This window comes from Paenibacillus sp. FSL R10-2734 (assembly GCF_037963865.1).
In the GTDB taxonomy this organism is placed as follows: domain Bacteria; phylum Bacillota; class Bacilli; order Paenibacillales; family Paenibacillaceae; genus Paenibacillus_AQ.
This window is the reverse complement of record NZ_CP150170.1, coordinates 3,262,669-3,284,252: the sequence shown is the minus strand read 5'-3', so window position 1 is coordinate 3,284,252 and position 21,584 is coordinate 3,262,669. Positions and strand designations below refer to the sequence as shown.

Annotated in this window: 24 protein-coding genes; 8 read left to right on the top strand and 16 right to left on the bottom strand. The window is 43.0% G+C overall.

Annotated features, from left to right (window positions below):
- Positions 1-50 precede the first annotated feature (50 nt).
- Positions 51-1,568, bottom strand: coding sequence for a carboxypeptidase M32 (locus tag NSS67_RS14355; RefSeq protein WP_339320169.1), 1,518 nt, complete (start codon positions 1,566-1,568; stop codon positions 51-53).
- A gap of 163 nt (positions 1,569-1,731) precedes the next feature.
- Between NSS67_RS14355 and NSS67_RS14350 the strand changes: the two genes are divergently transcribed.
- The 4 genes from NSS67_RS14350 (at position 1,732) to NSS67_RS14335 (ending at position 3,550) form a co-directional block, all read left to right on the top strand.
- Positions 1,732-2,067, top strand: a complete 336-nt coding sequence (locus NSS67_RS14350) for an iron-sulfur cluster biosynthesis family protein (RefSeq protein ID WP_339320168.1) — start codon at positions 1,732-1,734, stop codon at positions 2,065-2,067.
- Positions 2,068-2,088: 21 nt separating this feature from the next.
- On the top strand, positions 2,089-2,649 hold the full coding sequence (locus tag NSS67_RS14345; RefSeq protein WP_339320167.1) for a carbonic anhydrase: 561 nt from the start codon (positions 2,089-2,091) through the stop codon (positions 2,647-2,649).
- A 170-nt stretch (positions 2,650-2,819) separates the two neighbouring features.
- Entirely contained in the window at positions 2,820-3,257 is a 438-nt protein-coding gene (locus NSS67_RS14340; protein WP_339320166.1) for a hypothetical protein, read from the top strand.
- A gap of 8 nt (positions 3,258-3,265) precedes the next feature.
- On the top strand, positions 3,266-3,550 hold the full coding sequence (locus NSS67_RS14335; RefSeq protein WP_339320597.1) for a YxcD family protein: 285 nt from the start codon (positions 3,266-3,268) through the stop codon (positions 3,548-3,550).
- 43 nt (positions 3,551-3,593) lie between these two features.
- Here the strand turns inward: NSS67_RS14335 and NSS67_RS14330 are convergent, their stop codons facing one another.
- From NSS67_RS14330 to NSS67_RS14300, 7 genes are all read right to left on the bottom strand, one after another.
- Positions 3,594-4,610 carry a S66 peptidase family protein gene (locus tag NSS67_RS14330; protein ID WP_339320165.1) on the bottom strand — a complete coding sequence of 339 codons (1,017 nt, stop codon included), beginning with the start codon at positions 4,608-4,610 and terminating at the stop codon, positions 3,594-3,596.
- A gap of 134 nt (positions 4,611-4,744) precedes the next feature.
- Positions 4,745-5,125, bottom strand: a complete 381-nt coding sequence (locus NSS67_RS14325; protein ID WP_339320164.1) for a hypothetical protein — start codon at positions 5,123-5,125, stop codon at positions 4,745-4,747.
- 80 nt (positions 5,126-5,205) lie between these two features.
- Entirely contained in the window at positions 5,206-5,556 is a 351-nt protein-coding gene (locus NSS67_RS14320; RefSeq protein WP_339320163.1) for an Asp23/Gls24 family envelope stress response protein, read from the bottom strand.
- Positions 5,557-5,595: 39 nt separating this feature from the next.
- The gene (locus tag NSS67_RS14315; RefSeq protein WP_339320162.1) at positions 5,596-6,687 is read right to left on the bottom strand and encodes an AI-2E family transporter; all 1,092 of its coding nucleotides are present in this window, start codon (positions 6,685-6,687) and stop codon (positions 5,596-5,598) included.
- A 41-nt stretch (positions 6,688-6,728) separates the two neighbouring features.
- Complete coding sequence (locus NSS67_RS14310; RefSeq protein WP_339320161.1) at positions 6,729-8,066, bottom strand: HAMP domain-containing sensor histidine kinase; 1,338 nt, start codon at positions 8,064-8,066, stop codon at positions 6,729-6,731.
- A gap of 58 nt (positions 8,067-8,124) precedes the next feature.
- Positions 8,125-8,832, bottom strand: a complete 708-nt coding sequence (locus NSS67_RS14305) for a response regulator transcription factor (protein WP_339320596.1) — start codon at positions 8,830-8,832, stop codon at positions 8,125-8,127.
- A gap of 171 nt (positions 8,833-9,003) precedes the next feature.
- Positions 9,004-9,843, bottom strand: coding sequence for a DegV family protein (locus NSS67_RS14300; RefSeq protein WP_339320160.1), 840 nt, complete (start codon positions 9,841-9,843; stop codon positions 9,004-9,006).
- 171 nt (positions 9,844-10,014) lie between these two features.
- Here NSS67_RS14300 and NSS67_RS14295 point away from each other — a divergent pair, with 171 nt between their 5' ends.
- Complete coding sequence (locus tag NSS67_RS14295) at positions 10,015-10,239, top strand: hypothetical protein (protein ID WP_339320159.1); 225 nt, start codon at positions 10,015-10,017, stop codon at positions 10,237-10,239.
- A 497-nt stretch (positions 10,240-10,736) separates the two neighbouring features.
- Here NSS67_RS14295 and NSS67_RS14290 read toward each other — a convergent pair whose 3' ends face one another.
- The 5 genes from NSS67_RS14290 to NSS67_RS14270 form a co-directional block, all read right to left on the bottom strand.
- Positions 10,737-11,384 (bottom strand): FusB/FusC family EF-G-binding protein, encoded by a 648-nt coding sequence (locus tag NSS67_RS14290; protein WP_339320158.1) that lies wholly within the window; start codon positions 11,382-11,384, stop codon positions 10,737-10,739.
- 257 nt (positions 11,385-11,641) lie between these two features.
- Positions 11,642-12,436 (bottom strand): PHP-associated domain-containing protein, encoded by a 795-nt coding sequence (locus NSS67_RS14285; RefSeq protein WP_339320157.1) that lies wholly within the window; start codon positions 12,434-12,436, stop codon positions 11,642-11,644.
- 34 nt (positions 12,437-12,470) lie between these two features.
- Entirely contained in the window at positions 12,471-13,304 is an 834-nt protein-coding gene (locus NSS67_RS14280) for an energy-coupling factor transporter transmembrane component T (protein ID WP_339320156.1), read from the bottom strand.
- Positions 13,291-15,039, bottom strand: coding sequence for an energy-coupling factor transporter ATPase (locus tag NSS67_RS14275; RefSeq protein ID WP_339320155.1), 1,749 nt, complete (start codon positions 15,037-15,039; stop codon positions 13,291-13,293). Before NSS67_RS14275 ends, NSS67_RS14280 begins: the two co-directional genes overlap by 14 nt.
- Positions 15,032-15,910 (bottom strand): cell division protein FtsQ, encoded by an 879-nt coding sequence (locus NSS67_RS14270; protein ID WP_339320154.1) that lies wholly within the window; start codon positions 15,908-15,910, stop codon positions 15,032-15,034. The genes NSS67_RS14275 and NSS67_RS14270 overlap by 8 nt, the downstream gene beginning before the upstream one ends.
- Before the next feature lie 180 nt (positions 15,911-16,090).
- Here NSS67_RS14270 and NSS67_RS14265 point away from each other — a divergent pair, with 180 nt between their 5' ends.
- Positions 16,091-16,924 (top strand): MurR/RpiR family transcriptional regulator, encoded by an 834-nt coding sequence (locus NSS67_RS14265; RefSeq protein ID WP_339320153.1) that lies wholly within the window; start codon positions 16,091-16,093, stop codon positions 16,922-16,924.
- 139 nt (positions 16,925-17,063) lie between these two features.
- On the top strand, positions 17,064-17,738 hold the full coding sequence (locus NSS67_RS14260) for an SOS response-associated peptidase (RefSeq protein WP_339320152.1): 675 nt from the start codon (positions 17,064-17,066) through the stop codon (positions 17,736-17,738).
- A 107-nt stretch (positions 17,739-17,845) separates the two neighbouring features.
- Here the strand turns inward: NSS67_RS14260 and aroC are convergent, their stop codons facing one another.
- Entirely contained in the window at positions 17,846-18,901 is a 1,056-nt protein-coding gene (aroC, locus tag NSS67_RS14255) for a chorismate synthase (RefSeq protein WP_339320151.1), read from the bottom strand.
- Positions 18,902-18,919: 18 nt separating this feature from the next.
- Positions 18,920-20,266, bottom strand: coding sequence for a 3-phosphoshikimate 1-carboxyvinyltransferase (gene aroA / locus NSS67_RS14250; RefSeq protein ID WP_339320595.1), 1,347 nt, complete (start codon positions 20,264-20,266; stop codon positions 18,920-18,922).
- A gap of 105 nt (positions 20,267-20,371) precedes the next feature.
- On the opposite strand from aroA, the gene NSS67_RS14245 reads away from it, so the two are divergent.
- Complete coding sequence (locus NSS67_RS14245; RefSeq protein ID WP_339320150.1) at positions 20,372-21,268, top strand: LysR family transcriptional regulator; 897 nt, start codon at positions 20,372-20,374, stop codon at positions 21,266-21,268.
- 53 nt (positions 21,269-21,321) lie between these two features.
- Here NSS67_RS14245 and NSS67_RS14240 read toward each other — a convergent pair whose 3' ends face one another.
- Positions 21,322-21,576, bottom strand: coding sequence for a helix-turn-helix domain-containing protein (locus NSS67_RS14240; RefSeq protein WP_339320149.1), 255 nt, complete (start codon positions 21,574-21,576; stop codon positions 21,322-21,324).
- Positions 21,577-21,584 lie beyond the last annotated feature (8 nt).

Here is a 21,584-nt window from a genome sequence, read left to right as displayed (position 1 = left end):
ATCCTTCCGTCTAAGCTTTCTTTCTATTATACCACGCGTACCTTACTGGATTACAGTTTGTAAATCTCCGTATACTTCGCTTCTAAATAATCAGCTAAGTAATCAGGGCTTAGTGGTTCCCCAGTTACTTGTTCAATGATTTGGGAAGGGGTCAAGCTATTTCCGAATCGATAAATCTTATCCGTTAACCACTCTTTAATAGGTAGTAGGTTCCCCGCAGCAATTAACGCATCAAACTCCGGCAGTTCCTTGCGCAATGTATTCAGAATTTGTGCAGCATACATATTACCTAAGGAGTAGGAAGCAAAATATCCAAAATCCCCACCAGACCAATGTACATCCTGCAATACTCCAAGAGCGTTAGAAGGCGGAGTAATCCCCAAATACTCTTGATATTTAGCGTTCCATACCTGCGGCAGATCCTTTACAGAAAGTCCTTCATTAAAAATTAGCTTTTCGATCTCGTAACGCACAATAATGTGCAGATTATATGTAAGCTCATCTGCTTCGATCCGGATAAATGAATTTTGCACGCTGTTGATCGCCCGGTAGAAATCTTCCAACTCCACATTTGCAAGCTGCTCAGGGAATTGCTGTTGAAGATCACCGTAATAACGTTCCCAGAAAGCACGGCTGCGTCCAATCATATTCTCCCATAGTCTTGACTGAGATTCATGAATTCCCATCGATGCGCCTTGTGCAAGTGGTGTTCCAACAAAGTCCTTGCTGATGTTTTGTTCATAAAGCGCATGTCCACCTTCATGCAGTGAACTAAATATAGCACTAGTCACATTATCAAGCAGGTAATTGGTCGTAATACGAACGTCGCCTGGATTCAGGCCCGTAGCAAAAGGATGCACACTCTCATCTAGACGACCTGCGTCATAATCATAGCCCATTTGCTCTAAAATAAAGTTTCCGAACTTTTCCTGTTGCTCTTTAGGGAAGATCTGCTGTAAGAAACTTGTGTCCGATTTATTAGGAGAAGCAGCAATAGCCTCTACCAATGGAACCAAACGACTGCGCAGGCGGCTGAATACTTCATCCACTTTATCTACAGTAAGATCAGGCTCATACATATCAAGAAGCGTATCATAGCGCGTTCCTTTTACACCCCAATAATCGATAAATTCTTTTTTCAGAGCAACTATTTTGCTTAAGTAAGGTTCAAAAGTGGCAAAATCATCGTTCTCCTTGGCTTCTTCCCAGATGGTTTGGGAATGTGCAGAGAGAACAGCGTACTCCTCAAATCTTTTGGAAGGTATGCTCTTGCTGCGCTCATACTCTTTACGGCAATCAGAAACAATCTTTTTCTGATCTTGAGAGAGTTGAGTAATCACTTCAGGACGGCTAAAATATGCTGTAAATTCTCCCATTTCCTCTGAAATCCCGAGTCTGAACAGCTCTCCACTTAGCATCCCTATCGTACCCGAACGAACCTCTACTCCCTTACGCGGCGCACCGGTGCGCAAATCCCAGTGAAGTAATTCTATGGCCTCTGAATATCCACTTATTTTTGATAATAACTCGCTAAATTTCTCCCACTGTTCCTTCACTAGCTGTTCCATTTTATTACACCTGCTTTCTCTGTTTTGCCGACTCCTCTTGATGATACTTTTTTGAATGAGTATAATCAACTTCAGAGATTACATCTCTAATTTAAATTATTCAATGGGTTACATAAGAAGCAGAGCTTGCTTCGCACAAAATTTGAAGGAGCGTGAACAGGCTATGATGATTCAAGTTACACCTCTCGCAGAAAGGAAGTTGAAGGAAAGGCTTGAAGATCGGCCAGGATTTTTCAAGCTCTTTTATGATACGGAAGGCTGCGGGTGTGACGGAATTAATGTATTACTGATTGTTTCAGAAATAGAGGACAGCGATTCTAGGATTGAAAGTGATTCCCTTCCCTTTATCGTAAGCCGCCAGCAGGAAATCTTTTATGAGGACAAGATGCGTCTGGATGCCGAGGAACGGTTCTCTTCCTTTAAGCTAGACAGTGATTCACAGATTTACGGAAAAAATATCCTGGTAAGAGATTTGCGTAATGTAAGTACATTTCAGTGATTTTAGGGAGGAAGAACAGCCATGAGCCATGTATCCGAAATTATTAATTTTAATAAGAGTTTTGTTGAGAATAAAGAGTATGAAGCGTATTTAACTAGTCGTTATCCAGATAAAAAAATGTTAATTATCACCTGTATGGATACCCGTCTGGTTGAACTATTACCAAAAGCTATGAATTTTAAGAACGGTGATGTCAAAATCATCAAAAACGCCGGGGCGGTTATTTCACAGCCCTTTGGTAGTGTTATGCGTAGTGTCATGGTCGCGCTATATGAACTTGACGCTGAGGAAGTTATCGTTGTTGGACACTATGAATGCGGTATGGCCTCACTTAATGCGGAGCATATGATCAATTCTATTAAAGAGCGTGGAGTATCTGAAGAGGTGCTATCCACACTGGAGAATTCCGGGATCAAGCTTACTAAATGGCTGCGCGGATTTGACAACGTAGAACATGGGGTAATTCAAACGGTGGACCTGATTAAACGTCATCCATTGCTTCCTCCTAATGTACCTGTACACGGCATGATCATCGATCCGGCTACTGGAGCGCTTGAACTTGTCGCTGATGGGTATAAATAACTTAAGTGACGACTCTCTAACTGCTGTTTGCGTGGATCCTAGATCCACGCTTTTTTTTTGTGAATAAAAAGTATAAATTATGATAGATAAAAATTGAAACCTGGTGGGACTAGCTGCGTATTACTGAACATGCACACAAATTCATACTCACAGGAGGGTTTTCGTACTATATGAAACCAATGAAACGCGTAATGATGATTGTAATGGCCTTTACTCTATTTTTCGCCGTAGCTACCCCGAACTTTGTGGATGCGAAGCGAGGTGGTGGCGGATTTAAATCCGGCACTCGTAGCTATTCAACAACTCCAAAAAAATCAACAACCGATAACGTAAGAAAAAGCGATAGCACTAAAAGCTCCACAGCAGGCTCAACTGCGAATACGAAACGTGGATTCTTCAGCGGTGGCGGCTTAATGAAAGGTATGATGATCGGTGGTTTGGCTGGGTTACTATTCGGTGGAATGTTCGCCGGAATGGGTGCCTTTGGTAACATTCTAGGCTTCGCCATTAATATGCTTGCGATCTATGTACTCGTAATGCTCGTAATGTCCTTCTTCCGTCGTAGAAAAGAAAAACGTCGCTTAGAAGAACAAGGTGGGCGTTACTAATGTCAACAATGGTTCTAAGCATGGATGAGATCATCAATGCCTTATGTATACACATGGCTGAACGCAAAGCGGTTCGCCCAGAAGATGTTCAGGTAGAACTTAGCTGGGAAGAAGACACTGGCTACTCTGCGGAGGTTTGGGTACAGGGACGTAGTCAATATCTAGTCGAGTCCAACATGATTGAGGCGATCCTACGTTATATGCTTAGCGAATATGGCATTCGCGCATATCGTGAAGATGTAAGGCTAGACCTGGATGAGGAAATCACCGCTATTGTAAATACACAAAATTAAAAAAAGGGACAGCCCCAAGTGGTTGTCCCTTTTTCGTATACAGCTATTCATAGAAAAATTGCGTTACCGTCCCTACTCCGTCTGTCACATCTACTTCAGCATATGCTCCGTTAATAAGCGTAATTTGCGGTGGAGTATGACCACAATCGATATCATAAACAATAGGCACCTGAAGTTCCTCAGAGAGTTCAGCATAAATATCTTCGGCCGTATAGTTCTCTACTGGTCGATTAGCAGGACTTCTGCCAAACATAATCCCAGAACAATTCTCAAACCAACCTGCCAGCTTCATCTGAACTAGTGACCTACGCAAATCAGTCGTGTTCATTTCGCAATTTTCCAAATACCATAAAATCGGTTCATTATTAATGATTTGTTCTTGAAAATGCTGTAGGTTTCCAAATGGAGTGCCGATTAAGTGCCTGATTATATCAATGCAGCCCCCAAGTAGACGCCCTTTCATAGCTACAGGACCAGATGATACAGTCTTCCAGCGGGTATCTTCTGTCAAGTGAAAGACACAAGGTGAAGGAACATCGTGCTGCCATTCCCCCTGATATTTAAGCGAAGAATGCTGGACGATAGAACCCCCAGCTTTCGTCTCTAGAACCGCTTGCCACATGGCTGTGGTATTATCCGAATATTCTCCCCTAAGATCAACAAGGTTCGTCCCATGAGCCGTGGCAATCCCCGTTCTTAATGTGACTGCAAGCAACAGCACACTAATGTCCGAATAGCCTAAGATCCACTTGTCCTTCATGGCATCAAAATCAATAAATTCAAGTGTCTCAATTAACAGCTCCCCACCCCAAGGTGGAATAAGGATATCGATAGGCTCAGCACTCATCATCTCGTTAAACTCCTGAGCACGCACTTTTGCCGGTGCTGATTTGGCCTTCTCTTGCGTCCATACCGTTTCCCCACAAATCACATTAAATCCTTTAGACTCCAAGCGGCTTGAAGCCAACTTAATTAACTCTGCATTTTGAGCGCCCACTCCAGATGAGGGTGCTGTTACCCCTACTGTCGCATTCTTGTTCAAAATAGGATATCTAATCATATGACACCTCCAGGTTATAGAGCAATTATATCAATTGTAAGCTTCTTTTACACAAAAAAAAAAAGAACATGGCTAGACGCGTCAACATACGATCGCGAATCCAGCACATGCCCTTATACAGAAGTATGCAAGCTTTAGAGTAAAGAAATGGCAAGCAGTTCGAACAACACAAGCGGCAAGATCACATTATTATTGTAAGGAGTACCTGGGTAATGACCTGGGCCTCCTGGGTAATGTCCTTGGCCCGGATGAGGATGATAAGGCTGGTATGGATTATAGTATCCGCGCTGCATTTGTCCATTAACTGCAACGTTCAAATACAAGTGTTTGTTATCTACTCCGGCTAAAGTGCCTTCATGCACTAAGCCATCTATAGTCTGTACATTCACTTTATGGTTTAGGTATGGCTTGCAGGATTGATGTAAAGAATCACGGACACCGTGCAGGTGCCGGATCACAGCAGGATCGGCCTGATAAATCACATTCTGCTCTTGCCCAGTGTTATATGTCGACATGGATGTTCTGACCTCCGTAAATGGATTTGCTCCATTCTATGCAGATGCCTATATCACGGTGCCTATTTCGAGAATTATCCTTATAACGGAAGAACTACTTTCTCAACTTTCACATTTACCGAAACAAGGGACAGGCCCATCATATTTTCCACAGCATTACGAACATTTTTCTGTAACATATAGCAGACCTCTTGAATCACACATCCGTAATTAACAATAACCTTTAGGTCGATGGCTACGTCTACTTCCTTCACTTCTACAGACAATCCTTTTTTCACATTTTTACCGCCCAAGCGTTTGGCCCAGTTGTTCGAAATATTGCTTCCTGACATCCCAGCTATACCTGGCGTTTCCAGAACCACTTGTCCAACGATCGAAGTGACTACATCATCAGAGATATGAATTAGTCCTTGCTCCGTTCCTTCATTCATATAAACAACCTCCATTATATTTGATAATTTTATGAGATATTAAAGACTCTCCTCTACCTCTACCCTGTGGTTCTTAACAAACAAATTGTACGCCTTAGTCAGAACGATTTTCACAATCATATACAGTGGAATAATCAGTAATATCGCAATAATACCACCTATATCTCCACCAACCAACACTAGGATGATCGTAGTCAACGGATGAATATCAAGCTTTTTCCCAAAAATGTAGGGAGCGATCAGATTATCCTGGATTTGCTGAGCTACGAGAACGATGATGATGGACCACACTGCAATGGACGGCGATTGAATGAATCCAATAATAAAAATAGGGATACTGGACAGAATTGCACCAATGAAAGGCACAAAATTCATCACAACGGCGATCACGGTTAACAACAATGCATACTGTAGACCAATAATAAGGAAACCAATATACATCAGAACACCAAGCGCCAAATTGACTAATACCCGCCCAACGATGAATCCACTTAACGCACTGTCAATTTCACTCATCATTGTAGTTCCTTCTCCACGATACTTCTTTGGGAAGAAACTTACAATCTTACGTCCAAATTTCCCACCTTCCTTAAGCATGTAAAACAACATAATAGGAAAGGTAAATAAAATAATCGCGAAATTTGAAACAAAGGAGAATAAACCCGTCACGTAATTCGAAATCAGATTAAATCCTTTATTCAAATATTCGGTCAATTGGGAAGCAAGATCCATATCCGCTGGGATAATAGAAGCCAAAAATCCACTGTCCTCGAGTCTCAATAGCTGCTGATTCACGGCTGCGATCAGATTTGGCATATTATCGACGAAATTAGTTAGCTGTGTTCGAAGTGAAGGCCAAACTCCAATACTAAAAGCAAACAAGAGCAATGCAATGACCACATATACGATGATAATCGCAACAGAGCGATTTAGTTTATATCTCTCCAAAGTATTGATTAGAGGTCGGAGTAGATAATAGAAAAATCCCGCCAACATTAAGGGGACGATAATAACATTGAACAAAGACAAGATCGGTCTGAAAATAAAATTAACTTGTGAGCCTAGAAATACGATACCTAATACTAAAAGGATCGCTATACAAACTCGAATGAATGTGTTCAGTTTAGCCATAGTTCTCTCCCATCTTCTATTTTCGGGTGTCTTTCATCTCGCTATTTGGGAATACGTATGGTGAATACCGTTGGTTCCTTCTTTCGCCGACTGAGATGAAGTGTGCCACCCATTTTCTCTGTGTTTTTCATAGCAATGGATAAACCAAGCCCCGTCCCACCTGTGGTTGACCGCGCTTTATCTCCTCGAACAAACGGATCAAACATTGTTGACCAAAGCTCTTCAGGAATGCCCACTCCAGTATCTGCAATTTCAATGGCAACCTCGTTCTCCATGGGTATAACCTCCACACGTAGATGTGTGCCTGGAGGGTTATAGATCAAAGCATTGGAGATCAGATTATGAACTACACTCGAGAGTAGCTCCGCATCAAAGCTTGCGAATACTTCCTGTTCAGGGACATTCAGCTGTAGGATAAAGTTCTTTTGTTCAATCTCACCGTAGGAGTCTGCGACAATTTCACGAATAAATTCACCCAGTTCATGACGCTCCATACGTAATATAAAATCCGGGGAATCAATTTTAAGCAGCTCTACCATGTTTTGAATCAGCTTCGTTACTTGCGAGGATTTGTTATAGATATAGGTTAAATACCTTTTCTGGCGTTCTTCATCCTCACCACGACCTTCAACCAACGCCTGTGCAAAACCTTGTATACTCGTAATGGGTGTCTTTAGGTCATGGGAAAGATCCACCATCATACGTTGCTTACTTTCCTCTGCTTGGCGTTTTTCTTTGGTCGTCTTCGCAATTACGTCCGCCATATAATTAAAAGTCTCCCCGATTTGAGAAAATTCTTTCTCAGCATATAGCGAAATACGAGTATCATAATTCCCTTCAATCATCTGTTTCAAACCAAGTGTGATGATACGCAGCGGTTTCCTGATTCGTCTCGCCACCCAATAGCTGTACACGATAATAAGCAAGAGAATCATCCCAACTCCCAAAAAGACATAGTATGAAATCGAGTGGTTAAAGTACGCAACAAATGGATCACTATTAATTGAAATGTCGATGACTTCTCTAGGGATTTTCAGAAGCAGCCACTCTGATTCATTCTGATTATTGCGTGAAGCCAACGAGTAGTAGTAAGACTGATCTTCTCCGTTTTCCAAGCTTTTCAAGAGCTGGTTATCGGTATATTGTGTTATTTCGTCTTTCTTCTCTCCTACAATCTCGATGATCTTCTTGTCTTGACCCAAGACCTCGATCCATCCCCCACTACGGAGCAGTCTTTTGGTTTCTACCCCATGCTCCAGATTATCTCGATAGGCACTAGCTTCAACCTTCAAATCAGGGTCAGCAATTTTATTTTTTTCGAACATATGGGTCACATCAAGATTAATGAACAAGTAATAAACAATCACGAGAAAAAACAAAATGCAGATAAACAACAAAAAATCCAGCGTCAGCGATGATTGTAACGGTCGTTGATCTCTATTGCTCCATAGGCGCTTCAATTTTGTATCCCAGCCCTCTAATAGTCTTTAAATATACTGGTTTCTTAGAATCCTGCTCAATCTTTTCCCGAATATTACTGATATGTACCATGATACTATTATCTTCGTACACATAGAAATCTTCCCACACGGCCTCATATATTTTTTTTCGTGTAAAGACCCGACCCGGCTGCTTCATCATTAATTCAAGAATTTTGTACTCGGTAGAGGTAAGAACGACGGGTTCCCCTGAACGATAGATCATACACTGGCTTTGATCCAGTCTTAATTCTCCCAATACAATCTGTTCAGCTGCCTTTTCCTCAACGATTTGTGCATCAAATTGATGTACCCGGCGCAGCAAAGCTCCCGCACGAGCTACAATTTCTAATGGATTAAACGGTTTGGAAATATAATCGTCGGCACCGAGCTCGAGACCCAGAATTTTGTCGTAATGCTCGCTTTTTGCAGATAAAAACAACACCGGAAAATGATGGACCTCACGAATTTTCTTGAGTAATTGTAGTCCATCTAGACCAGGCATCATAATATCAAGAATTGCTAAATCAATTTTATGGTTCTGTACTTGCATTAACGCATCCGTACCACTATTCGCTTCCACAATGTTGTAATCTTTCTCTAAATATAATCTCAATAACTCCACAATTTCTGCTTCATCATCAGCGATTAGAATCGTATACATGATAATCACCCCAACTAACTATATTCTGCGATTATTAAACCCACCTAAATCCAATCTAAAGAATAGCTAAATCTTATAGTTACGAAGGATATCAATTCTCTTATTTAAATAAAAATCGCACACGGGAACTTGTCCCATGTACGATCGTAAATTCCCAGAAATCTGAACATCAACTTAAAAAGCTACTCCAATTCCACCTTCACCAGCATAGGTTCCCATTACAGGCCCCATACTTGAGAGCAAAACCTCTTTGAATGGGTGCTTTTGTAAAATCCGTTCTTTAATCTCAAGCGCCAGCTTCTCACAGTTACTGTGTACTATAGCGATAACAGCCTTCTCGTAGTCATGCTGCTTCTCATCCAAATGCGCAAGCAGACGGTTCAATGCCTTTGGAAGACCCCGGGTCTTCTCGACTACCTCAACAGTACCTTCTTCACTGATCTTCAGCAATAGCTTGATATTTAGCACAGAAGCAACCGCTCCCGATATCCGACTTAGGCGTCCGCCTTTCATCACATTTTCAAGCGTATCCAGTGTAAAATATGCACGAACCTCGTTAATTTGCTGAAGCACCTTTTCCTTCAATTCCTGCAGACTCGTACAAGTCATTGACCACTTCGCCGCGAGGCCCACAATCAGTGACAATCCTCCTGAGAAGGTCTTAGAATCTATAACCTCTATTGCATTGGAGTGACCTTCTTCTTGGTACATTTCCATAGCAATCATAGCAGTCTGATAAGTGCTACTAATATTAGAGGACATACAAATGACCATAATGTCAGTACCTTCCTCTACTCGCCTGAATGCCTCAAGGAATTGGTTTGGACTTGGACTTGCCGTAGTAGGCAGCTCCTTGGATTCAGCCATTTTAGCATAAAAGGTTTTCGTATCCGTATCCTCAGGCATGAGCTCATGCCCAAAATGAACCGGTAGATGGATCACGGAAACATTATACTTCTCCATGTAGTCAAGGGGTAGGTCTGAGCCGCTGTCTGTTATGATCTTGATAGCCATAATATAAGTACTCTCCTTTCAATATCAGTACTATTATAGCCATCACAAAATAAAATCTCCAGTAACCAATATAACTTGAAAAATCCTTTGATTTGTGCTTATGTCTTTCTTCCTTAACTTGTCCTAATATGATATGGTTTATGAATAAGCGTATAGAAATGGAGTGTATGTATGAGTAAGGGAAGAGTATGGAACAGAGGCAAACATGACGGTACAGGACTATCGAGGAAAAAACCTGTGGAACAAGCAGGTTCAGAAGCAACTGAAACAGAACAAGCAGAACCTTCGAATGACCTTTCGAATTCCAGAATTGAAACCGTAAAACCAATGAATCGCACGAACTGGGTAACTCGCCCTAAACGGGTGATTAATAAAGATTCCAAGGATAAACAATAACTTTGAAATGAGAGGTTGTCTCAAAAGTAGTGATTGCTACTTATGGGGCAACTTCGTTTTATAGAAAAATCTATGTAGCAGATTCTCACTTAGCCATTAGACTTTTAAGTTTGGGTCGTTGATTGGCAGTAAGTGATATGCGATGTACAGCGTGGGTCTAAAACCAATTAGGGAAAAGCTCCCTGAAAATAGTCTATATTCGCTTATAATGAATGAAATCAGGGAATTTCTCCCTAAAAATCAGGTTAACCCCTGTGATTCTCACCAAATCAGATAAATTTTAGGGAGGTTTTCCCTAATTATAAGTTTGACGCTAATAACCTCAGAATTTCGGGGAGAAATTCCCTAATTATTCTTTCGGAGCTTGGTCAGGGGCAGCAGTAATCCAAGGAGAACGGAATCTAGGCTTATATTGGTCCTATATTTCTATATAAAAAGAAGGGCCGTACCCAAGTAGCAAAAACTACTTAGGGACGACCCCTTTGCTATTCTTAATATCAAACACGAGTAGAGAGAATGAATCTCTCAAGCGATGCGGTATCAGTAATACTATGATTACAGCCTTCGCTCTCAAGACATACATATTGTCCAATAGAGGAATAATCATCCGGCGAAGATTTCGCAAGCTTGGTTTTGACTGTGAAGAAGGCAAGCTGCTGCTGCCGATTACAGAACAGACAATACCCTTTCTTGTTCATCGGTGTAATTCTACCCTCAATACCGATAAACTGTCCTTCGAACGGATATACAATAAATAATTTGTTGGTAGCAATATCTATCCAGCTCAGATACGTCATATATCGAAAATCGATGGCTTCTAAATTAGGTACCTTCAGCTTCTTATTCTTAGGGAATAGCTTCTGGATCTGCTTCAGCGTAATCTGTGGAAAAGGTTCCAAATAAGGCTCTAGTCCACTTAAATATTTCTGAAAATCGTGTTGCGTCTCAAAGGTAGATATTTGTTGAAGCATTTGCTGCTGATAGTCAGGAAGCGTTAGAAAAGCTTCAACTACGTTCAATGCCGAACGATATCTTACAGTCTCCAACACTCTTCGATCCGCTACAGTTCGCAGTGTCTTTAGAAGAAAATCCGTTTGTTTTTTAATAAAATTATATTGATGGTTTCTAATAAATGGTGTATTCATTGCTCTTCAGCCCCTTATTTGTTATGAAAATTCCATAAGGTGCAAAGCCCATTATTAGAAACGATAATGTTTAGTTTGGGCGATCATCCATCCTATCGCACCTCACGCAAAGTATCGCCCTAATTCTAGGCTTTGCGTGAGGAACTTCTAGCTAATGGGCAAACCAACATTAGCACAGTACCACCTCCAATTACATTCACGAAAAAGTATAACAGGAATGTTCGGAATGGACAATTTGCTGGTTTAACCTATTTTCATTATGCCATATGGCCGATCTCCGCTTCATCTCTGGAGGGAGCTTCGCCAACTAGCTGCTTCAATAGTTTCTTCATCATGACCGATGCTTTCACTTTGGTGTGAAGACACGGGGAAAGCTCAATTTCGTAGTTGCCTTGCTTAATAACTTCTTTCAACTCCTCAACAGTCGAGCAGTTGGTATTCAAACGATTCAGAACGCTCCCGTATTGCAGACATTGATGACTGTCACTACCAGCAATCACAGGTACACCCAGCTTCTCAGCAAATGGCATGATCAGCTTCTTGTAAGTCTCCGCACCCTGCATGTAAATATCTTTAGCGTTAAAATCAAAAGCGTCTAGTCGTTTAAGCAGCTCCGGGTCCAGTTGATGTAATGGCGTAGAAGTTCGGAATGGGTGGGCTCCGATTTTCCAAAGATTATGTTCATCAGCCATGTCCAGCAGTTCCTTGAAAGGAATGAAGTTCCCCTCCACAGTATGCTCATCCAGTAAAGCGCGAACAGCTAGAACATTCTCCTTAAGTCCGATCAGCAGGATATGACCTGTCTCCGCGATATCCACTTCCATACCTGGAAACAGTTTAAGCCCGTTTACATCATAATAATGTCCGTTATATGGGTACATCTGGTCCAGCGCTTCATACATCGCAAAGAAATTAGAAGTGTTAAAGTGCTCGGTCAAAGCTACTGCTTGTAATCCATTCGCTTTCGCCTCGAACATCATTTCAGCAAAATATTCAGGGGAAAAGGTTGATTTTTTGGATAATTTACCGTGGGTGTGCAGATCAATATTCATGTCTAATTCGTCTCCTTTGAGCGCGTAAGTTATGTTAATACACCAGTTTAGGGAAGAGATAACCGATCCAGAATAGCAAGACGACATAAGCTGTAGATCCGGATAAAAAGTACCAGTCGGACCGCTTCATTTTCAAATAAGATAACTTAATCTTCTTCACTTTCTTGTTGTTAAGTCCATAGCTAAATCCCCGAGTCTCAAGTGCCTCGATCGTGGTTCGAGAACGTTTAGCGGTGTTCAGCATGAGCGGGTAAAAGGCCAATATTACAATGCGCAAATAATACGTTGCCGTTCGCCAATACAATAGTCCGTGTTGCAGGGGTCTTTGGCCTCTCAGTCTGAAGGACAATAGAATCTGATGAAATTCCTCCAATAATGTTGGCAAAATACGATAACCATAAGATAAGCTAAACGCAAAAGTATCGGGTATCCCTAAGGATAGCAGGCCGTCACTTAGTCTTTCTGGATCGAGACTGGAGAACACCGTAATACTTGCTAGGGAAATGACTGAGAGCTTAAGTGTCAGTGTCAACATGGGCAGCAATGATTCAATCCCTCCGCCGAAAAAAAGAGACAATATGAACATCCACCCAATCTGGCTGATTAATCCCATACATAAAATAAAAATAATATAAGGACTGACCCGGGAGAGGACGGTCGTTAAGACCATAAGTACGAACATCCCTAACAGGACCGTACGGTTATGTACGAACCAAGGTACGATGGCAAAAAACAAATACCAAAGTAGCAGTGTTCGCGGATCAAGCCTACCTAGAAAAGTACTGCTACTGTTATAAGCAGTCCCAAGTAATTCCAGTTTGATTTGTTCTACTGATATACGGTCAAGTGCCCGTTTAACGGCTTCCATAGCTTGCAGCTACCTCCTTTTGTATCTCCACTAGACCTACAAACTCTTCTAAGCTACTGCAAATGCGGGGCAAGCCAAGCATCCGACTCAGCTCCATCAATTGCGTCTGAGCCAGACCCGCACGCCGTAAAAGTAGTCCGTCAGCGAAAATTTCATCTTTGGTCCCGTCAGCAATAATCCGGCCTTGATGCATAACGATAATCCTACTCGCCCATTCGGACACAAGCTGCATATCATGAGTCGCGATCACTACGGTCTCTACATGACTGCGAAGCGTATCCAGTACGTGAACCATTTCTTGTTTGGTCGAAATATCCAGATTAGCCGTTGGTTCATCAAGCAGCATGACGGCAGGACGAACAGCAGCACCGATGGCCAGTGATACTCGTCGCTGCTGACCACCACTCAAAAGACGAGCGTCACGTTCTGCTAATTCACTGAGACGAAATGCCCTTAGCATTTCTTCTACTCTCTCTTCTGTATCCACTAGCTTCCGGGCCTTCAAATAATACGCAATTTCTTTACGTACTGAATCCTCAATAAACATTTCCTCTGGATTCTGAAATACGTAGGTTACGGTTCCGGAGAGACGTTCGGGTGGCAGACCGTTTACGGTTATCCCCTTCACATGAACTGTTCCAGCTGTAGGCCTGACAATTCCAGCAATCAGCTTCATTAAAGAAGATTTGCCCGCTCCGTTGTTGCCAATAAGAGCTATAGACTCGCCCAGCCGCAGCTCTAACTGTACGCCATTCAGGACAGGATGCATCGTCTTATGAATCGTTCGGTAGGATAGATGAACATTCTCCATCTGAACGACAGTCTTCACTACCTTAGTTGCACGAAGTGGCTGTTCATCCATTCGGTCAGATTGATCATTCCTCACCATTGCAGCCTGGCGTAATATCATGCGGGCACTTCCTTCTTCAGCATTCAAAGGAAGTACTTGAGTTAGAGGTGCATCAGATTGCAACAGCCAAGCTGCCCGGGTCACATCCGGTGGATAAATGCCCAGCTCCAGCAGTTCTTTTACAGATGACAGAGCTTCTCGTACAGGCTTCTGCCAGCGCATTCTGCCTTGATCCATCAGAACGACATTCCTACAATAATCTGCAATAAATTCTGCATGGTGTTCGATCACTACAATGGTCTTTCCATGCTCCTCATTTAAACGACGCAGAATATCATATATATGGCGGGCGTGCTGCGGATCCAGCTGAGCCACCGGCTCATCAATGACCAGAATTTCCGGATCCATAGCTAGTGCTCCGGCTATAGCGAGCAAGTGTTTTTGCCCGCCACTTAATTGCCAGATGAATTCATTTCTTAAATCACTTAGTCCGGTTAGCGCCAGTGCCCGCTCTCCCCGTTCCTTGTAATCAGCAAATCCATAATTGAGCGGTGTAAACGACACATCATCAAGTACCGTCGGACGCACCAATTGATTCTCAAAATCCTGATAGACATACCCTATATGCTTGGAAAGCTCCGCTACACTTTTGCCATCCGCCGGTTGCCCGCAAATCGTTGCTTCTCCAGTAAAATCTCCTGTGTAATAATGAGGAATTAAGCCATTAAAGCATTTACACAGCGTGGATTTCCCCGAACCATTACTACCTATAATGGCAATGAAATCGCCTTCTTCCAGCCGCAAAGACACATCTTGGAGTACAGGTTGTTCCGCACCCGGATAAGTAAAGGTGACTCCATTCAGCTCGAGTATTGATTTACGCATCTATTTGACCCGCTTCCTGTCTTTTTCGTGCTGACCGCCGAATCAAGGCTATAATCGCCGTTGCAGCAATGATTGCTGCTACCAGCATACTCAGCCAAATTAAGCTCTCTTCATTGGACTCTGCCCATGCGAACTCAAAGTCACCGAAGTTCCATCCGGATTCCGACAACAGTTCCGATCCAAGCGCAACCATTACCAGAATCGTTCCAGTTATGACGAGCTTAGGAGATAACCAGGCCCCTGACGCGTATTTCATATTCCGTTCACGCGGCTTCATTCCGAGCAATGGTTCGATCTTTCCATATAGACGCGGAACCAGATACATGGTAGGAATCAGCGCGAACAAGATACCGGAGAAGAGTACATCATTTAGAAAGCCTACTCCCTCAATTACAACGATACTTTCAGCCAGCCCTTTAACAGCTTCAAGCTCTTCTACCCCTACCCATACCTTCACTATATCTACAACGGAGCTAAAGAACTGGTGAATCGCCACGCCGGTAATCGCGGCTACTCCGACTTGTCTACGATTCTTGGGATCGGATACCATACGTCCTGCCGTATACATCGCCAGCGAGAAGGTAATGAACTTCTCTAGCTCTCCCAATCCACCAAATTGACCTAACATTAATTCTCCGAAGATCACTTCCCCAACTGCTGCTCCAAGAGCTGCATACAATGGATGAAACAACATACATAAGGTCAAAGGAATGAAAGCGAAATATTCGATCGATAATTCAATGGGGCCTAGCTTGATCCCAGGCACTAGCTCGGTAAACATATTGGACAAGCCGTAAAGCGACATCGACAGTACAAAAATCATCATTTTTTGTGACTGAGTCAGCGTGTAGCGCGTTTTTATCGTACTCATGAATATTTGGCCTCCCTACAGGAATTTATCTTCATTATAAAAAGGCCATGTCAGCACAACTTTTACCATTTGTTAAATGAGCGTAATATTTTTTTCAATATTTTTAACGCTGTAAAAATATTTACAACATCTTCACACGTTATATTCTATTTATCGCTTCATATTAGGAGGAATGAGAAATTGTATAAAGATTGGAATCGTCGCGCATTCTCACCGAATCAACGGATTATTGCTGACTTTATTCAGAAAAATGAGCAACGTGTGGTCTATATGACAGAACAAGAAATGGCAGATGAGCTTCATTTGAGCATCGCCTCCGTCTCTCGGTTCTGGAAAGCGGCTGGGTATAAGCATGCCAAGGATTTCAAGAATCGACTCCGTTTCCGCTTCGAGTCCACTCCTTCCATAAAAATGCGCGATGCAATGCAGAGATCGGATGATAGTTCGCTACCTCAGCTGCTGCTAGATAATTGCACACATCATCTACAAGAGACCCGCCGCTATTTGAGCGACAAGGCGCTGCAGCGTGCAATAGATACTCTGACAACCGCACGGATTGTTTATGTATATAGTCCCGGTCCCTGTGCCGGACTGGCGGAGCTGATGATCTATCGAATGGTGCGTTTTGGTCTACAGATGAAAAAAATGGCCCCTAGCGGTCATGAGCTGCTAGAGACCTTGATGCATACCGATAAACAAGATGTCTTGCTTGTCTTTGGTTTTGTGCAATTGCTGCCTGAAATAGAGGTAATTCTAGATCATGCACGTGATGCTAAATATCAGGTCATTCTGATCACCGACAGACTCGTGTATCCTCGATCTCAAGATGCAGATATTGTACTGTACGCCGGTAGGGGCGAGGTTTGGGAGTTTCACTCCATGGTCGGTCCCACTTATATTATCGAGAATCTGATTCTCGGAGTAGGTCTAGCAAATAGGGATAGCAGCCTGAGCAAGCTGGACAAGTTGCAGCAGCTAAGGGCACAGTATGGGGGGAAGCTCCCTCGGAACTAGATTGAGTTAGAAGCAAGCAAAATAAACTACGAGGGGCCGTTACCTTACGGCTCCTCTATTTCTATCTATTGGCCACGGAAACCATGAATAATTTACCTTCTTTTACAAACACTACTGAACAAAAGGAGGCTGAAATTACATGTGTCAACGTTTTTCTCTGGCGGCCGAGCTGCAGGAAATAAGGGATCATTTTGAAATTAACCGGGTGATGTACTACTTTAAAGACCGCTATAACATTAGTCCCATGCAGGATATGCCGGTCGTGTTACAGCAGGATGGTGAGCGAGTTCTGGATGAGTTCCGTTGGGGATTCGTTCCTTATTGGGGAAAAGATGCGGTCAATGCGGATCTCCGAAATGTGCATCAGAATCCAACCTACCGCAGGATGGTGGATAAGCAGCGCTGTATTATCCCGTGCAATGGATTTTACTATTGGAGAAAAGAAGGTAAGAAGACTTATCCAGTTCGGGTAGTCATGAATAATCGCAGTATGTTCGGAGTAGCTGGTCTATACGAAATTTGGCGTGATACGCGCGGGGAGCCTCTGCGCACCTGCAGTCTAGTTATGACAGAAGCAAATCCACTAATTAGTGAATTTGAGAGCCGGATGCCGGCGATTTTGTCCCCACAGGATATTACTCGATGGCTTGATGAGGAAACAAATGATCTGGAAGCACTGCATCCGATTCTGCAGCCCTATTCAGCAGATGAAATGCAGGTGTACCCGGTCACACCAATGATTAACAACAACAGGAACGACTCGGCTGAATGTATCCGAGAAATGGATCTGAACGAATCCTGGGTTAAACCCTGAAATAATAGCAAAACGGTATTTGATGCTCTAAAAATGAAGCAGCGGTGCTAGGACTGGAACTAAAGTCTTAGCATACCGCTGCTTTTATTGTTAATACCACTCTTGAATTATCCAAGCATAGCAGCTTGTCGTTTGTATTGATCCTCCAACACTAAACAGGCCATAGCCTCTACAACAGGGACGATTCTCGGACAAATACATGGATCATGTCTACCTTCGGTGCGTATCTCTTGCTCTTCCCCCTTGATGTTAGTCGTTTGCTGAGGAACAGAAATGGACGAGGTCGGCTTTACACTAATCCGAAATACGATTTCTTGTCCGGTGCTAATCCCGCCGATGATTCCTCCGGAATGATTAGTAAGGAAACCATCACTATTCATCGCGTCATTATGCTCACTTCCCAGCATCGTTGCCGCTTCGAAGCCAGCTCCGAATTCTATCCCTTTTACAGCACCAATGGACAGCATAGCTTTCGCCAGTTCTGCATCCAATTTATCAAATACCGGCTCCCCAAGACCCGGAATCACGCCACGAATACGGCACTCCACGATGCCACCACAGCTATCTCCAATCTCAGCTAATCGCTCAATCTTTTTAATCATTTTGTCAGCTGCAATTGGATCACAGGCACGGACAGCATTTTGTTCAATCACACCCTCATCGAAGGATTCACACTTTATGCCACCGATTTCTTGTGTGTACGCTATTACCTCTACACCTCTTCTCTCTAATAGCTTACGAGCTATCGCTCCTCCAGCTACTCTTGCTGCTGTTTCTCTACCTGAAGCACGTCCGCTACCTCGATGATCTCGAATGCCGTATTTCTCTAAATAAGTAAAATCGGCATGACCAGGCCGAAAAGCTTCCTGAATTTCACTGTACGCTTCTGGCCGCATATCGTGGTTTTGAAGAACTACAAAGAGTGGTGTGCCTGTTGTTTTCCCCTCAAATACTCCTGATTGTATGTGGACAATGTCATATTCCTTACGAGGTGTAGTCACCGAAGATTGGCCCGGCTTTCTCCGATCCATCTGCTTCTGAATGTACGCTTCATCAATCTCGACGCCAGGTGTTACTCCATCCACTATGACCCCGACTGACACACCATGTGACTCCCCGAAGGTCGTAATTTTAAACACTTCACCGAATGTATTTCCTGCCATTATATATGCACTCCTTAATTAGTATTGGATCTGTACGCCTAATGCTGACAAACGATCAAAATAATCTGGACATGTCTTGGAGACGCAGCCAGGGTCCATAATCTGAATATTCTCAATCTTCAATCCAATTAAAGAAAGTGCCATAGCCATGCGATGATCGTCATGAGAATCTAGTAAAGCAGGGATTGGCTGACCGGGATATACTGTTAGACCATCCTCAAACTCTTCCACACGTATTCCGAGCTTACTTATTTCTTCACATATAGCAGATATCCGATCACATTCATGATGTCTGATATGCGCGGCATCCTTTAGAGTGATTGGTCCATCGGCAAAAATAGCCATAGCAGCCACAGTTAGTGTTTGGTCCGACCACTTCTTCATACTCACTGTGAATCCACCCTTAAGCTGTGGGACGCCTTGCACTTCAACAAAGTTGTCCCCACGAAGAACTGTACAGCCCATTAACTCCAGAACGTCTAAGAACTCTATGTCAGGTTGACTGGTGTTTCTTGCGTCAATCCCTTCAATTCGTACACGGCCTGCCGTAAGCGCAGCTACCGCCCAAAAGTAACAACATGTGGATATATCCGGCTCTAAATGGATACTTTGTCCTTTATACTTTCCGCTAGGAACTGTTATCGATTGACCGTCCTGAGATGCTTCAGGTGTTACTCCAAAGGAGGCCATCATGGCAAGGGTCATCTCGACATAGTCTCTTTGCACAACTTCTCCATCGATATACACGGTTACCGGCTCTTTAGCGTACGGTGCTGCTAACAGTAATCCACTAATAAATTGACTTGAAGTGGAGCCGGGCAGCGTTGCCTTTCCGCCTTGCAGACCCTGTGCATTTAATGTAAAAGGTAAACAGCGTTCGGCTTGTTTATATTCAAACTGTGTACCAAGATTCGTTAATGCGTCGAGTAATGGAGCTAATGGTCGTTCACACAGTCGTTTACTTCCGTTCATTGTCCAAGTGCCAGTCCCTGCCGCCAGCGCTGCGGGTAAGAATCTTGCTACCGTACCTGCAGCTCCTACATATAGCTCGCCAGTCGGATTCGGCCAGTTACCTCCACAGCCATCCACGATTGCCGTTTCTTCTTGTATTACTACCGGAATTCCCAGTATCTTTAATGATTCAATACACCAGTAGGAGTCATCGCTGAGCAATATTCCTTTAATTTCTGAACGCCCTTCAGCTAAAGCAGCCATCACCAACGCACGATTCGTCAGACTTTTGCTACCCGATATTGTTAACGTCCCATTGATTGCCGTTTTCGCTGGACTAACCTTCACTACCTGTTTATCGCTATTCCGTGACCATGGAGAACGCGCTTCCCAATCCGGTTGATTGGATACCATTTTATCCACCCCTTTGAATTATTCATCTAGCTTGATTATAATGAATGAAATGAAATAAATGAAATTGGATTTTAACCATAATGATATAGAGGTGTTCTATACCACATGTTTAACTTGGAATGGTATCGGATTTTTTTGCAAACAGCACGTCATCGAAATTTAACAAAAGCTGCGGGGGAGCTACATATTACACAGCCCTCTGTGAGTTATGCCATTAAGCAAATGGAAGAAGCTTTGGGACTGAAGCTGTTCCACAGACTATCCAAAGGTGTAGAGCTTACAGAAGAAGGACGAGCCCTTTTCGAATATGTAGAGCAATCCTTTTCCATGCTGGATTCTGCACAGAAGCATCTCAAGAACTTGAAGCAATTAAATGAAGGAGAAATACGGATTGGGGCCAGCGATTATTTGATCAAGCATCTGTTGTTGCCGCAGTTGAATACCTTTCATGGCACATACCCTGGTATACGAATTCGTCTTTCACATGGAAAAACACCAGACATCACTGAGCGTTTAAAAAATGGTGAGATCGACTGCGCCTTCGTCCATATGCCTCTTCACGATCCGCTGCTAAATATACAGACGCTGGCCGTATTGGAGGATTGTTTTGTAGTAGGTGAAGCCTATCAAGAATTAGCGAGTCGTTCACTAACTATGAAAGAGCTGTCGGAGTTGCCTTTGATCTTATTCTCACCCGGAAGCAGCACAAGAGTATTTGTTGAGCAATGGTTTGCCACTAAGGGCTTATCGGTCATCCCAGATATAGAATTGGGGAGTATAGAGCTGCTGGCTGAGTTCGCTAGATTAGGGTATGGGGCGGCTTTTATTAGCCGTTCTTTCGTGCTAGAGGATCTTCAAAGTGGAAAGCTTTATGAGCTGCGCTTGGACGATCCGCTTCTACCTCGCAGTATAGGCTTTGCAGTACGACGGGATAGAAAGCTGTCCGTTGCGGCTGAGCAATTTGTTAAAATGATTGGTGCACGGCTGACGGAGAATAATTAATTCTTTGATTAAAAAAAACAAAAAAAACACCGGAAACCATCCCGATGTTTAATTCATTCTAAAGCTTCTTTAATTTGTGGGATAGTTAAGCCGTTCGCTTTCAGTTCTTTTATCCAAAGAAAACGTGCGACGGTTTCCTCTCTTTTATATCTGCGTGTTAAATTCTCCTCTGCCTGTTCAAAGGGCAGCATACCTTCTTCTGTGTAATGTTTGAGTGTACTATAACGAGAATTTGTGATTCTTACCAATTCTCCAATAGATACATACTCTGACGCCAAAATATTCTCCATGGATCGTTGTCTAGACAATGATAACC

Bases quoted from the DNA above. Each gene is read 5' to 3' on its own strand.
- NSS67_RS14325 (WP_339320164.1), bottom strand. From the start codon at position 5,125: ATGTCGACATATAACACTGGGCAAGAGCAGAATGTGATTTATCAGGCC.
- NSS67_RS14245 (WP_339320150.1), top strand. From the start codon at position 20,372: ATGTTTAACTTGGAATGGTATCGGATTTTTTTGCAAACAGCACGTCAT.
- NSS67_RS14260 (WP_339320152.1), top strand. From the start codon at position 17,064: ATGTGTCAACGTTTTTCTCTGGCGGCCGAGCTGCAGGAAATAAGGGAT.
- NSS67_RS14345 (WP_339320167.1), top strand. From the start codon at position 2,089: ATGAGCCATGTATCCGAAATTATTAATTTTAATAAGAGTTTTGTTGAG.
- NSS67_RS14340 (WP_339320166.1), top strand. From the start codon at position 2,820: ATGAAACCAATGAAACGCGTAATGATGATTGTAATGGCCTTTACTCTA.
- NSS67_RS14335 (WP_339320597.1), top strand. From the start codon at position 3,266: ATGGTTCTAAGCATGGATGAGATCATCAATGCCTTATGTATACACATG.
- NSS67_RS14280 (WP_339320156.1), bottom strand. From the start codon at position 13,304: ATGGAAGCCGTTAAACGGGCACTTGACCGTATATCAGTAGAACAAATC.
- NSS67_RS14285 (WP_339320157.1), bottom strand. From the start codon at position 12,436: ATGAATATTGATCTGCACACCCACGGTAAATTATCCAAAAAATCAACC.
- NSS67_RS14330 (WP_339320165.1), bottom strand. From the start codon at position 4,610: ATGATTAGATATCCTATTTTGAACAAGAATGCGACAGTAGGGGTAACA.
- NSS67_RS14320 (WP_339320163.1), bottom strand. From the start codon at position 5,556: ATGAATGAAGGAACGGAGCAAGGACTAATTCATATCTCTGATGATGTA.
- NSS67_RS14355 (WP_339320169.1), bottom strand. From the start codon at position 1,568: ATGGAACAGCTAGTGAAGGAACAGTGGGAGAAATTTAGCGAGTTATTA.
- NSS67_RS14270 (WP_339320154.1), bottom strand. From the start codon at position 15,910: ATGAGTACGATAAAAACGCGCTACACGCTGACTCAGTCACAAAAAATG.
- NSS67_RS14300 (WP_339320160.1), bottom strand. From the start codon at position 9,843: ATGGCTATCAAGATCATAACAGACAGCGGCTCAGACCTACCCCTTGAC.
- aroC (WP_339320151.1), bottom strand. From the start codon at position 18,901: ATGGCAGGAAATACATTCGGTGAAGTGTTTAAAATTACGACCTTCGGG.
- NSS67_RS14275 (WP_339320155.1), bottom strand. From the start codon at position 15,039: ATGCGTAAATCAATACTCGAGCTGAATGGAGTCACCTTTACTTATCCG.
- NSS67_RS14350 (WP_339320168.1), top strand. From the start codon at position 1,732: ATGATGATTCAAGTTACACCTCTCGCAGAAAGGAAGTTGAAGGAAAGG.
- NSS67_RS14290 (WP_339320158.1), bottom strand. From the start codon at position 11,384: ATGAATACACCATTTATTAGAAACCATCAATATAATTTTATTAAAAAA.
- aroA (WP_339320595.1), bottom strand. From the start codon at position 20,266: ATGGTATCCAATCAACCGGATTGGGAAGCGCGTTCTCCATGGTCACGG.
- NSS67_RS14315 (WP_339320162.1), bottom strand. From the start codon at position 6,687: ATGGCTAAACTGAACACATTCATTCGAGTTTGTATAGCGATCCTTTTA.
- NSS67_RS14295 (WP_339320159.1), top strand. From the start codon at position 10,015: ATGAGTAAGGGAAGAGTATGGAACAGAGGCAAACATGACGGTACAGGA.